The organism is Bradyrhizobium ingae (assembly GCF_055791185.1).
Map to the genome: position 1 here is coordinate 117,698 of NZ_JBVUBB010000021.1, position 11,968 is coordinate 129,665.

Here is an 11,968-nt window from a genome sequence, read left to right on the forward strand (position 1 = left end):
CTGTCCTCGCGTTCTGATTCCCTAACTGCAAGGAGACTTCGTCTAACGCACGCGTCGCCGCCAATCGCTCGGCGTTTCGCCGGTCAACCGCCTGAACGCCGCCGCGAAGGCCGTCTGAGAGGCATAGCCAAGCTCCACCGCCACCGACACGATCGATGCGTCGGTGTTGCGCAGCATGTTCATCGCTCGCTCGAGCCGGTGCTGCCGCAACCAGGCGAGAGGTGAAAGGCCAGTGCTCTCTTTGAAAGCGCGGCAGAAGTGGAAGCGCGACAGGCCGGCATCGGAAGCCAGGGCATCGAGGGAGACGTCCGCATCGCTGTCCGAACGCAGGCGTTCGATGGCACGGAGCAGGACCTTCGGCGAAAGCCCACCCGTGGCCGGCTGCAGCGTCGTTGGCGAGCTCGTGTGCGCGGCCAGCAGACGCGTGGCCAGGAGGTTGGTCAGCTGATGCCTGAACAGCGCATCCAGTGCCCGATTGCCCTCCAGCACACCGGCCGCGCTCAGGAGCAATCGGGATGTAATGGGGTCGGGATGCGCCGTTCGCTCCAGGAGATCGGTCGGTGTGCCGGTCCCGGCTTCATCAGCAACGCGCTTCAGCGTTGCATGGGGAAGATAAAGCTGGACGACATCAACCGGTTTCGGAATGTCCCATCGGGAGCTTGATCCCTCCGGAATGATGATCACCACCCCGGGACGAAACGTGCCGCTCGCAACCGATCTTCCCGACCGCCGCTCCATGTGCTGTGTCACGCCGTTGTAGGCCATGATGACGTGGTGGCTCATGGGTTCGACGACGTCGTGCAATGGGTCGTGCTTCCAGTGGGCGATCCCGGCACCGGAGGCGTCCAATGCCATGCGAAACGGCGTAGTGTGGAGCACACGCGCCATCTCTGCGTCGGCGGCACGCCGGTCGGAGACCGGCACGTCGCTTTGGTGCATGCCCGCCGCAACCGGGGCGCTAAGGGAATCGTGCAAGATCGGCTTGTTCATGGACCTGTCCTCTGGTCAGAAATGCGCCGCGTTCGTTGCGAGGGCCGTTCGGTAGGCGTGGAGCCGTGGCCCCAGGTATGCTCGCAATGTTGATGTCAAACGGGCGAGGGCGGTATCGTGCGGCGGGTCTAGGCTCATTGTTTCAAGGAAACAGGTTGACCTGTACCTTGGGATAGGTCGACGTGGGGTTCTGTTGCTACCGGCAGCGTGAAGCGAAAATGAGCGCCACCGTTCGAGCGGTTCGAACCTGAAATGCGGCCGCCATGCGCCGCGATGATCGATTGGCAAATGGCAAGCCCGATGCCAATTCCCGACTCCTTCGTGCTGAAGAAGCGGTCGAAGATGTGCTCCAGATCCGAGGCGGCAATTCCGGGTCCATTGTCAAAGATGGAAAAGACGATCGAACCGTCATCATCGATCGAAGTCTGGATATCGATCCGCCGCGCCGGCTGTCCCGACTGCGCAATCGCCTGCACGCTGTTGACAAGCAGGTTGATCATCACTTGTTGCAGCTGAATCCGATCGCCCATCACCAAGGGAAGACCGGAGTCAAATGTCGTCGACAGGACGATCGCCTTCGAATCGATGTCGTGGCGGTTGAAGAGGAGAGCTTCTTCGACCACCTCGTTGAAATCGATGAGACGCCGCTCCGGCTCCTGCTTCGCCGCCATGCCTCGGATGCGCTGAATGATGTCACCCGCACGGCGCGCGTTCGATACGATCCTGGTCGTGAGCTGGGTGACCTTTTCTATGTTTTGATCGGCGCGCGCCAGCCATCTCAGGCTCGTCTCACCGTTGGTCACGATCGCCGTAAGCGGCTGGTTGATCTCATGCGCAATTGACGTCGCCAGTTCACCGAGGGTGGCGATGCGTCCTGCATGTGTGAAGTCGGCTTGCAGCTTTCGAACCTGCCGTTCCGCGTTCAACCGTTCGCTGATATCCTGCATCGTGATAAAGGTCGTATCGAGCTGTTCGGGCGGCACCGGATATGTAACAGTGAACAGGACGTCGATGATCGTGCCGTCGAAGGCGCGAATCTTCGTCTGTTCCATGAAGTTGCGTCGACGTTCGAAATGAGCAACCATGACGCGGTTTGCGAGCCCGGGTGCGGCGGCGAAAATGTAACGAACGGGCTTTACGAGGTCGGCGCCATTGGTGGCGCGAAACAGTGATATCGCATCTCGATTCACTTCCGTTACGTGCACGACATCCTTCGCGTGTTCGACCAGCTCCGGATTTTCGTCAAGATAGGCTCGGATATCGCGGACGCCATTTGCCTTCAATTGATCGAAGACCTCATCGGCTCGCCGGGAATCGACTTGCCAGAGAGCGGTCGGCAGATATTGAATCAGTTTGCGATATCTCTCCTCGCTTGCCTGCAGTTCCCAGGAACTGCGATCATCGTTTGGCGCGCCGTTGATCGTTACAAATACCGTACCGAACGGCTTCGGCTCCGCAGCGTGCCAGGCCCTGATGACGGGATCGCGCACGGCTCCGCTCAAGACCATCTTGCGCGTCTCGACGCGCGCCCGATCGCTGGCCACACTTTCAAGCAGGGTCGCGAGTACTGAACGGCTTTCTGCCGGCCAGAATGCGCCAAGGCGTTGGCCGACCATCTGTTCGCGTCCGGCATGTGCTCCGAACATTCGCACCGCGCGATCGTTGACCCCAAGGATCCGAGTTGCCGTCAACAGCTCTTCAACCCACTCCGGATGCTGATCGATATGAACAGTTGTGCCCCGACCTCTGAGCTCGGCGATTGCATCGAGTAGACGTCGCGCGGGCGAGGTGCCGAGCTCCCAGCAAGCGGCGAGGGCGCCCTGCAACTCGGCATCCAAGCGCATGGTCGACGGTTGTGATATCTCCCCTGCATTCCGCCCAAATTCGATCAGATCGAGAATGGTGCCAGTCGCTTCCCGCCTGACAATCTGCCGTACCGCCACCGCTATGGTGGTTGCGCCGAGACTGCGCCGGTGGACCACACCCTCCCATCGTCCTTCCCGCAGCAGCGTGCGGACGTGGTCGGCATCATGCGCGCAGAACGCTTCGTAACTCTGTCCAATCATGGCCATGGCCGGCCATCCATAAAGGGCTTCCGAGGCTGCGTTCCAATACTGAATGACACCTCGCGCATCGCTGACGATCACGCTTTCGGAGGCAAAGTCCGAAAGTTGTAGTCCCGACGAAGACGCAAAGGCGTGTTCACCTTCGCCAGCCGGAGCTGTGTAAGGCGGGCTAACCATTGGAGATCATCCTGTCGCCGCGAGTGGAAGGGCTCGCCTTGCTCAAGGCGGACTGTAGATGGCGAAGGAGTTCTTCCGAGCTTATCGGTTTAGTCAGATATGCATGGGCGCCGTCTGCCATTGCGCACGATCGAGCCGTCCGGCTCGTGTCGGCGCTGACGATGATGACCGGTATCGAGGAGTCGATGCTCCGCAGTTGTTGCAGCAGGTCGAGGCCGCTACGGCCCGGCATGCTTACATCGGTAATCAGGCAGCCGAATTTGCCCGGGACGTATTCTGCCATGAAGGCCTCCGCTCGATCGAAAGTGCGACATGATAGGTCCTGCACCAGAAGGAGATCGGAAAGAGCCTCGCGCACAGCTTCATCGTCATCTATGATTGCGACTATGGGCGCCTTAGACAAAACGGATGACTCTCGCTAGCACGGCCCAAATGGCCATTTGCTCATCTGGCCCATTGCTGGCGGGGATTGTAACCATCCTTAGGTCTAGGGTGATCTTTCCTCTCGGATCTTCGCAGGCAACAGTTCCCAGATGCGAATGAGTTCACCAACGGTGGCTGCCTGCATCTTCTTCGTCATGTTGCCGCGGTGCAGCTTTACCGTGATCTCGCTGATACCCAGCTCGAACGCGATCTGTTTGTTCAGACGTCCCTTTGCAACTTCGCGCAGGACTTCGCGCTCGCGCGGCGTCAACTTTGCGAAACGGTCGATATGGTCCCTGACGAGCCGGGTCGCGTTCCTGTGTGAGATGTCTTTCTCGATGGCAGTCCCAACAGCGTCGAGGAGCGTCTGATCCCTGACCGGCTTCGTAAGGAAGTCGACGGCTCCTGCTTTAATGGCCTGCACGGACATGGGAATGTCGCCATGACCTGTGAGGAAAATGATCGGCCGCGTACTGCCTTTCGAGGAGAGATGCTGTTGGAGGTCCAGGCCACTGGCTCCCGGCATCCGCACATCGAGGATCAGACAGCCGGGGCGCTCTGGTACATCGGCGTGCAACAACTCCTGCGTCGAGGCAAAGCAGCACGCGTCGATTCCGACCGACAGCAGGAGTTCTTGAAGCGCGGACCGTATCTCCTTGTCATCGTCCACGATCAGGACGAGCGGGTGGTCTTTATTGTCGGCGGTCGTGTTCATGCGAAAGCGCGGTGAGGGTAAGGCAAACAGCGGGCAGGTCCGTTCGTCGCCGTCGATGCGCCTAAGCGGCGCGGTTGTCGGCGCGCGTTCTAGGCCCGGACAATTACGGGGTCTTTCCCAAACCGGTTCCGCTTTTCCCAATTCTGCTCAAAGCGCTCGCGCGCGACAGTTTGTGATTGGCTGCGGCAGGCGTCCCGTCAGATCAGGTGGTTCGGTCGAAGTCGCAATCGCGCGCTCTGGATATTGAAATCACTGGCAAAAATAGATTTTCCTCAAGTGAGGGAGCCGATGATCACAATCGCGAGTCCCGCCGCCCGCGAACCTGGACCTCCGCACTCCGATACCGGATAATGCCGCCGATCTTGCGGGCTGCAGTGCGATGAACTGTCCCGGTCAAAACTTATGGACGGGCCGATCGAAATGGCACAGGCGAGCACCTTTGGACAAAGGGTCAGGCAGCAGTTGCGCCTGAAGGATGCGCCGCCCTCGCTGATCACGCGTTCAATGCGTGGTGTCGACCTCGCGGTCACCGAAACCCAGGACAATAACCCAGTGCCAGGCCGTTCCGGGTCGGTGGCCGATGAGGCTTATCTCGTCAGCTTGAAGCTACACAATTACCCGGGCTGCGAGCTCTGGGATCACGGCAAGTGCGTTACGAAGACGGATGTCAGAGCCGGCACGACCTATCTGTACGACCTCAGGAGCGATCCGGGCTTTATCATCGACAAGCCGTTTCATTCCCTCCAGTTTTATCTTCCGCGTTCTGCGCTCGATGCCATCGCCAAGGAATCCCAAACCCCGCGTGTTGGTGATCTCGCCTGTCAGTTCGGCTTCGGCCACGACGACAAGGTCATGCGTCACATCGGGGCATTGATGTTGGAAGGGCTGAGCCGGCCGGCTGAAGCCAACCAACTTTTCATCGATCACATGATGCTCGCGTTCATCGCGCACGTGGCCCAGGCCTATGGCGGGCTGCAGCACATTGCCGGACCGACCCGTGGCGGGCTTGCCCCATGGCAGGTGAAGCGAGCCTGCGAAAAGCTCGACTCGGACCTCGGCGGAACCCTAACGCTGCAACAGATCGCGGCGGAGTTTGGTCTCTCGGTCAGCCATTTTTCACGCGCATTTCGAATCTCGACGGGCCTGCCGCCGCACCAGTGGCTGCTTCGCCAGCGCGTGAAGGCGGCCAAGCAGTTGATGGCCGTGCGTGACTTGCCCCTGTCCGAGATTGCGATATCGGCGGGATTTGCCAATCAAAGTCACTTCACGAAAGTGTTTTCGGCCCAGGTCGGCATCAGTCCGGCGGCATGGCGCCGCGACGCGCTTGGCGTCTCCGAAGGCGGGGCATAAGCCGGGACAATGTGACGGCGACTCGCCTGATCAACGACGCTTCGCAAACGAGATGGAATAGGCGGCGCTGCGCGCCGCGAAGATCTCGTCAGGCGGATGACCGATGCCTTCGGCGAGATTTGCCGGATCGAAGAAGGTGGCGTCGCACGCTTCGTTCGGCTCGATAGCTGTGATGACGATGGTTCCCAGCCGCAGCGCCTCTCGTCTGTCTTCGTCTGGCCAACGGATGGTCACGTCCATCGTGGGATCCCCGGGACGATCGAGCAGCGCCATCACGCTGAAGCGAGCATCGCCTGCGGCGATCCGATGTTCGAGATCTGCGTGCAGGAAATCGACGGTGTTCGCCTTGCCCTTGTCCTCCGTCAGCTTGACGTCTCCACCGACCGGCGCGACCTTGAACTTGATGAAGCGAGTCTCGTCCATCGAATTCGTCGCGGGAAAGGCGTGCACGCCCCAGTAGGTCGTTCCAGCAAAGCTCGCCGGCAGCGGATGCGCGGCGAAATAATTGGCCTGATGCAGCGTTTCCGGATTGGCAGCAAATATTGCGTTGATTTTCTCCATATCCGGCTTGCCGTCCGATCCCGGAATGCTCGCGTTGAGGAACGCCAGCATCTGGTCGAGCGTCCTTGCATAATGCACGGGAGCGCTCTGCGTGAGGATGTCGGACCGATGATCTGCGGTTCCGAGTTTGAAACTGAAGCCACGCAGCACGAGCTTGTCGGTATCCGCGATCCTCGGATTGCTGCCCCCGACCGAGAAGCGCGCCAGTACCCGTGATGGTGTTGTGAAACTCCGGGATTTCGTAATCTCCTCCGCACGATCCGACGGGATATAGGTACCATGGACACACTGGCCCTTGGCAAAGCTCGCGCGGAGCTTTGGCGAAGCACCGGCTATTGCTTTCAGGGCGTCGACGATCGTCGCAGGCGCGGCGCTGTCGACCGGGAACTGGATCGTTGAGGTGGACACGACAACGGTCTAGCGGACCTTGTGCTTCGCTACGCCAGAGCGATTGATGCGATTGAAGAGCAATTGCTGCCAACCAGAGTGCCGATGCTGTGGCGTTGCCGTGCACCTCATGGCCGGTACCCCGCGCGACAGACCAGGGGCGCCGCGCAAAGCCCGTCCCGTGTCGCTGAAAGTGATCCTGACCGGGCGGTGACCGGACGGTGTCCGCCGTCAGAGCGCCGACGCCGGTACGTCGCAAATTATCGATCGGCGGTGTTTCTGAAGCGCCCGGAAGTGCCCCGCGACGTTTAAAAATGTTGGCTCGATGCCGTTCCTCGATCAGCCGACGCCCAACCTGTGAACAGATAGATTCGTTCAATCCGAAAAACGCGGGGTCAGTCTCGGTAGTAGCCGCGGCCTCCATAGTAGTAATCTTGACGTCCCTCCTGGAATCGACGCGGCACCGTTCCGGTCGGGTAGCATTGTCCGTCTCGGACATCGACGTCGGCGCCGTTGCCGCACGGGACAGGATATCTGCCGTACCCGTAGCCTCGACCGCGGCGATAGTAGCCTTGCAGCGCTTCCTGTTCTTGCGGAGGCAAGTAGCCGTTCGGATAACACATGCCGTCGCGGGCGCTGACGTCCCAGCCGTTGCCGCACGGCGGCGGGTGTCTGGGGACGCCGTATTGAACCTGCCGGATTGAAGGTTTCATATCAGCGGCCGGCAACGCCTGGCTCAGGGTTAGCGCAGTTGCGAGAACGGTAACAATCATCGGACTACCTCCACACAGGGAAGCAGACTGCCGCTGAGAGCCTGAACGCGACGTGAATGCATAGAGATGCTCCACGCTCAGTTTACGCGAGAATATTGCTGCTGCTCGCAATTTTCCAAAATGACGGACTGCCTGGAACCCTTGTAGTCGTCATTATCGAAAAACAGCGAATAAATGTCGCGTGGTTTGCCGGATAGCGGAGCCGTCTCGCGCAGACAAATGAAGTACTCCCCCGGTCCATGGTCAGTTCTTCGCGTGGCTGATATTTCGACGGGCGGCGTCAGTTTTGCTTGCTTTACGAACTCGCCGCTCCATTTTTGCAGGGCTGCCTGGCTGGGAGGGGCGATGGGCTGAACTGCAGGTGGGGGCGGCGCCGGTGTAGTCGCCCAGAACGACGAGCAGCCGGATAGAAATAAGCAGAGCGGCGGGATGTAACGCATCACTGGCCCGATTTTGCTGGACACGATTTCTATGCGCCCATTTCGTGTACCGACGGCGAGGACGCACCTCGCGATCAAAGCGCCGCGGCAATCGACTAGCAAATTATCGATTCGTGGCAGCCGAAGGGCCGGCTGGTCTACTGCCCGTCGTGGTTATGTAGATGGGCCGACGTTAGCGTTTGTCTCCCGATACACCAAGCGGTGGACGAACACCTCTGAGCCTTTGACCCGCCGCGACTCGGGAGGCGCCTTCGCTCGCGGCGGAAAAGCACGAATACTGAGATATCATCTCTGAGCGGATCGAGATCGCAATCGCCAGGGATCTGGAGTTTTTGACTGCGCACCCGACGCGTCGCAGCCGGGAGGCCCGGCAATGAGCAACGTGGTCGACCTACGGCACTCAGTCCATTTTCCGTCCCTTCCTGTACGCGCCGCCACGCGCAAAGCCACTGCACCGGGAAGGAGCGGCAAAATGAGGCGTGGTCTTGGAGTAGCCCGGAAGCTCCCATGCGGACTTGACGCGGGACTCGCCGCCGGAGTCCGATCCGCGGCCATGGGGCGACATCAGCAAGTGGTTCGAACGGCTGTGACTGGATCTGGCGGACGGCGGCCTCATGCCGGAGGAGCGCGCCAGCTTGCTGGTCATGGCGAACAACTATCGCGCCGAGCTGACCGACTGCAAGCGCGGCAGCTCCGTTGCCAATACAGTGCCCATGCATCGCTTTTTCGATTGGGGGCCTTTTGTCTTAAGTGTCTGATTTTATTTGGTGAGCGCGCTGGGGCTCGAACCCAGGACCCCGTGATTAAAAGTTATGGCCGTGAGCACGTCGTAAGTCTCCATTGTTGTTGAGTTTTTAGCATAACGATCGAAAAACACTGCGACAATAGGCTTTCGGTGAATTGCCGCGCCTTTCCGGCAATTTCCTTGCGCTGGCGCTCCGCTGTGTGCATGGTGTGTGCACAAAGACCCCATGATGATTTGGTGTGCACGGGAGCAGCCCTATGCAAGTCAAGATTACCAAGACGAAGGTTGATGCGATGGCCAAGGGCGAGATGCTCGCCGACAAGGAGGTCAAGGGCTTCGTCGCACGAAGGCTCGATAGCGGTGCGGTCACGTACGGCTATCGGTACCGCGACAAAATCACCGGCAAGCAGCGGTGGCTTGGCCTCGGCCTGCACGGGAACATCACGGCAGACCAGGCGCGTGAGCTCGCCAAAAAAGCGGCCGGGGAAGTTGCCGACAAAAAGGACCCGCAAGGCGAGCTGCAGGGTGCCCGCCATGAGGCGAGACGGGAGAAGCTTGCAACCTCCAACACTGTCAATGCCGTGCTGGATGCCTTCGAAAAGGATCACGTTGAGGGGCTACGCAGCGGCGACCAGGTGAAGGCCGCATTTGAAAACCACGTTCGGCCGCGCATTGGGCAGAAATCGATTTACGAGCTCAAACGCAGCGATATCACGACCATGCTCAATGAGGTGAAGGCCGAGAGCGGCCCCGTGATGGCTGACCGCGTGCTTGCGCACGTCCGCAAGGCGTTCAACTGGCAAATGGTCCAGGATGATGAATTCAAGTCGCCCATCGTCCGCGGTATGGCGAAGACGAAGCCGAAAGAGCGGGCGCGCAAGCGGGTGCTCGCTGATGATGAGATCAGGGACGTTTGGGCGGCTCTGGATCAATTCGAGCAGCCGGCCTGCTATCCCCGCTACGTGAAGTCCCTGTTGCTCGCCACGACTAGGCGCAACGAATCGTCGCGGATGCACACTGACGAATTGGAGGGCGACCTATGGATCATTCCAGCGTCGCGATACAAGAACAAGCAGGATCACGTCATCCCCGTCACGCCGATGCTGCGTGAGCTGATCGGGGAGAAGCCCGCCGGCTGCAAAAAGAACTCCTGGTACGTCTTCTCCACCACCACCGCGGGCGGCCAGCCGGACGGCGCAAAGCCCTTCAGCGGCTTCAGCAAGGCGAAGAGGGATCTGGATCGAATCGTCGCAAAGATCCGGAAGGCGGAGGGCAGGGCACCTATGAAGCAATGGCAACTCCACGACTTGCGGCGCACCGGGCGCAGCCTCATGAGCCGCGCCAAGGTCGACGCTGATCACGCGGAGCGCTGCATGGGGCATGTTATCGGCGGCGTCCGGGAGACTTACGATCGATACGAGTACCTCGAGGAAAAGCGCCTGGCATTTGAAGCGCTAGCCGGAATGCTCAACATGATCCTCAATCCGCCCGCAGCAAACGTCGTGCCAATTCGCGCAAGTTGACTTGCTTCGTCCACACGCCGTGCACTCATTTAAGTTTCGGAGTTATCCTCCTTATCCACACCAAATCTATTCCAAAATACGTTTCCGCAGTTAATTGCTGTGAGCCTCCGATTGTTTCCAACGACACGCCGTCAGCTTCGGCTTTTCGGTATGTCCCAACAGAGAGGCTCTGAATGTCTAAACTGCACAGACCACCCGTCGATACCGCGGGGGCTGCCGAATATACCGGCTTCACAAAAAGCCGTTTGGAAAAGCTCCGGTGCACCGGCGATGGACCGGTCTTCATCAAGCGAGGGGGCGAGGTTCGATATGACCCCGATGATCTGGATGAGTGGCTTGCTTCTCTGAAGCGACGCTCGACCTCCGAAGTTCGCGAGGTGGCGTAAGTCATGGCGGAAATGGAAAACCCCGCCAATGGCGGGGCTCCGGAGATCGTTGAAGTTGGCGCTTCGAACGCTTCGGATAATATAGTTCGGTTCCTAAAGCAATCGCTACGTCCCGCCGACGCGGTTATCGGCCAGCTCGTCGCGATCGAAAAATGGATTCGCGGACATGAGCATCGGGTAGCGGATCTGCGCGGGTTACTGGCTGGCGCGCTGGCTGTGGCCGAGGCGGCCGGAGATGATCTGGACGTGCTCGCCGCGGAGCGGGGCGTCTCTCTCGTTGAAACGGCGAGCGTGACGCCCGTGACGCGTCACGATGTGACGAGCGTGACGTCACCGTTTGCGACAAACGACCAACCTGCGCTTGGCGGCCTCCTTGGCGCGCCAGGCGCCTTGTCCGCACTCGCGTCGAAAGGTGCCGACTCAGAGTGAGCGATCGGGGATATTTCGCCGTCGATCGCAGCATCTGGGACCATCCAGGCTTTGCGCGGGAGAAGTTCTCCGAGCGTGAAGCATGGTTGTGGCTGATCTCCAGCGCTGCATGGGAGCCGCGGCGGGCTAGGATTGGACGCGCCTTCTTTGACCTAGAGCGCGGTCAATGCGTTGTCGCGCTGAGGTTTCTGGCCGTGAAATGGCAGTGGTCCGAACCGCGTGTGAGGCGTTTCTTGAAACGACGCGCCGACGACGCGGCGGTGTTGGTATCGGCGACGCGCGAAGCGACGCTCATAACCATCTGCAATTACGACAGTTATCAATCTCAGCGACGCACTGATGTTGCTGAGATCGACGCGCCCCCGTCCGCGAAACCGACGGACGAGCGACGCAAAGATAAAGAAACTAACCAACCAACCAATCAACCAATCAACCAATCAGGGAGGGAACGCGCGCGCAAGCGCGGCGCCCGACTACCGAACGATTGGACGCCGAGCCCGCAGGACATCGCGATAGCCGACGCGCTCTTGGGCGCTGAGCGGAGGCGAAGCGAGTTCGAAAAATTCCATGACTATTGGAAGGCCCAACCCGGTCAGCGCGGCGTCAAGCTCGACTGGGATGCGACATGGCGCAATTGGATCAGAAACACGAGAGGGGCTCCGGCTCGATCATCCGGCCAGCCCCGCAACGTCGGATTTGAAAACCTCTTCGCAAACACCCAGGAATTTCACGATGACAACGCCAGCCGTTCCGACTTCGACCTTGAACTCACCGCCAATCCGGCCGGCTGACCGCCGGTTTCATGATGCGGTGTCTGTGATCCTGAACTCCGTCGAGTACATCGATGGACATCCCGTCGCCGAATCGCTGCCGTCTCCCGAGCTGCGCCGGGAAATCGCGCATCGCTTGGAAGAGATCCGCCGAGCGTTGCTGCCCTTCGATCGCGCGATGGCCGAGCGAGAGGCAGCTGCGCGCGCCGTGACCACGATGTTGTCAGACATGG

Annotated in this window: 14 protein-coding genes; 7 read left to right on the top strand and 7 right to left on the bottom strand. The window is 60.0% G+C overall.

Features of this window, described 5'->3' with window-relative positions; all coding sequences use genetic code 11:
* Positions 1 to 42: 42 nt before the first annotated feature.
* The 4 genes from ACV1FX_RS26605 to ACV1FX_RS26620 all read right to left on the bottom strand — a co-directional run bounded on the left by ACV1FX_RS26605 (position 43) and on the right by ACV1FX_RS26620 (position 4,371).
* Positions 43 to 990, bottom strand: coding sequence for a helix-turn-helix transcriptional regulator (locus ACV1FX_RS26605; RefSeq protein ID WP_473120532.1), 948 nt, complete (start codon positions 988 to 990; stop codon positions 43 to 45).
* Between the two features lie 134 nt (positions 991 to 1,124).
* Positions 1,125 to 3,233: a PAS domain-containing sensor histidine kinase gene (locus ACV1FX_RS26610; protein ID WP_473120533.1), complete on the bottom strand. Its 2,109-nt coding sequence runs from the start codon at positions 3,231 to 3,233 to the stop codon at positions 1,125 to 1,127.
* Positions 3,226 to 3,636: a response regulator transcription factor gene (locus ACV1FX_RS26615; protein ID WP_473120534.1), complete on the bottom strand. Its 411-nt coding sequence runs from the start codon at positions 3,634 to 3,636 to the stop codon at positions 3,226 to 3,228. Before ACV1FX_RS26615 ends, ACV1FX_RS26610 begins: the two co-directional genes overlap by 8 nt.
* Before the next feature lie 84 nt (positions 3,637 to 3,720).
* A complete protein-coding gene (locus tag ACV1FX_RS26620) occupies positions 3,721 to 4,371 on the bottom strand; it encodes a response regulator transcription factor (protein WP_473120535.1) in 651 nt (216 codons plus the stop codon).
* A 420-nt stretch (positions 4,372 to 4,791) separates the two neighbouring features.
* Here ACV1FX_RS26620 and ACV1FX_RS26625 point away from each other — a divergent pair, with 420 nt between their 5' ends.
* Positions 4,792 to 5,721 carry a helix-turn-helix domain-containing protein gene (locus tag ACV1FX_RS26625; RefSeq protein WP_473120549.1) on the top strand — a complete coding sequence of 310 codons (930 nt, stop codon included), beginning with the start codon at positions 4,792 to 4,794 and terminating at the stop codon, positions 5,719 to 5,721.
* 30 nt (positions 5,722 to 5,751) lie between these two features.
* Here ACV1FX_RS26625 and ACV1FX_RS26630 read toward each other — a convergent pair whose 3' ends face one another.
* The 3 genes from ACV1FX_RS26630 to ACV1FX_RS26640 all read right to left on the bottom strand — a co-directional run bounded on the left by ACV1FX_RS26630 (position 5,752) and on the right by ACV1FX_RS26640 (position 7,906).
* The gene (locus tag ACV1FX_RS26630) at positions 5,752 to 6,690 is read right to left on the bottom strand and encodes a catalase (RefSeq protein WP_473120536.1); all 939 of its coding nucleotides are present in this window, start codon (positions 6,688 to 6,690) and stop codon (positions 5,752 to 5,754) included.
* A 374-nt stretch (positions 6,691 to 7,064) separates the two neighbouring features.
* Positions 7,065 to 7,442 (bottom strand): hypothetical protein, encoded by a 378-nt coding sequence (locus ACV1FX_RS26635; protein ID WP_473120537.1) that lies wholly within the window; start codon positions 7,440 to 7,442, stop codon positions 7,065 to 7,067.
* 77 nt (positions 7,443 to 7,519) lie between these two features.
* A complete protein-coding gene (locus ACV1FX_RS26640; protein ID WP_473120538.1) occupies positions 7,520 to 7,906 on the bottom strand; it encodes a hypothetical protein in 387 nt (128 codons plus the stop codon).
* A gap of 590 nt (positions 7,907 to 8,496) precedes the next feature.
* Here ACV1FX_RS26640 and ACV1FX_RS26645 point away from each other — a divergent pair.
* The 6 genes from ACV1FX_RS26645 to ACV1FX_RS26670 all read left to right on the top strand — a co-directional run.
* Positions 8,497 to 8,640: a hypothetical protein gene (locus ACV1FX_RS26645; protein ID WP_473120539.1), complete on the top strand. Its 144-nt coding sequence runs from the start codon at positions 8,497 to 8,499 to the stop codon at positions 8,638 to 8,640.
* Positions 8,641 to 8,884: 244 nt separating this feature from the next.
* A complete protein-coding gene (locus ACV1FX_RS26650) occupies positions 8,885 to 10,150 on the top strand; it encodes a tyrosine-type recombinase/integrase (RefSeq protein WP_473120540.1) in 1,266 nt (421 codons plus the stop codon).
* 173 nt (positions 10,151 to 10,323) lie between these two features.
* Entirely contained in the window at positions 10,324 to 10,536 is a 213-nt protein-coding gene (locus ACV1FX_RS26655) for a helix-turn-helix transcriptional regulator (protein WP_473120541.1), read from the top strand.
* A 3-nt stretch (positions 10,537 to 10,539) separates the two neighbouring features.
* Entirely contained in the window at positions 10,540 to 10,965 is a 426-nt protein-coding gene (locus ACV1FX_RS26660; RefSeq protein ID WP_473120542.1) for a hypothetical protein, read from the top strand.
* Positions 10,962 to 11,756, top strand: a complete 795-nt coding sequence (locus ACV1FX_RS26665; RefSeq protein WP_473120543.1) for a hypothetical protein — start codon at positions 10,962 to 10,964, stop codon at positions 11,754 to 11,756. The genes ACV1FX_RS26660 and ACV1FX_RS26665 overlap by 4 nt, the downstream gene beginning before the upstream one ends.
* A 25-nt stretch (positions 11,757 to 11,781) precedes the next feature.
* Positions 11,782 to 11,968: hypothetical protein (locus tag ACV1FX_RS26670; protein ID WP_473120544.1), on the top strand; the 187-nt coding region annotated here is incomplete at its 3' end.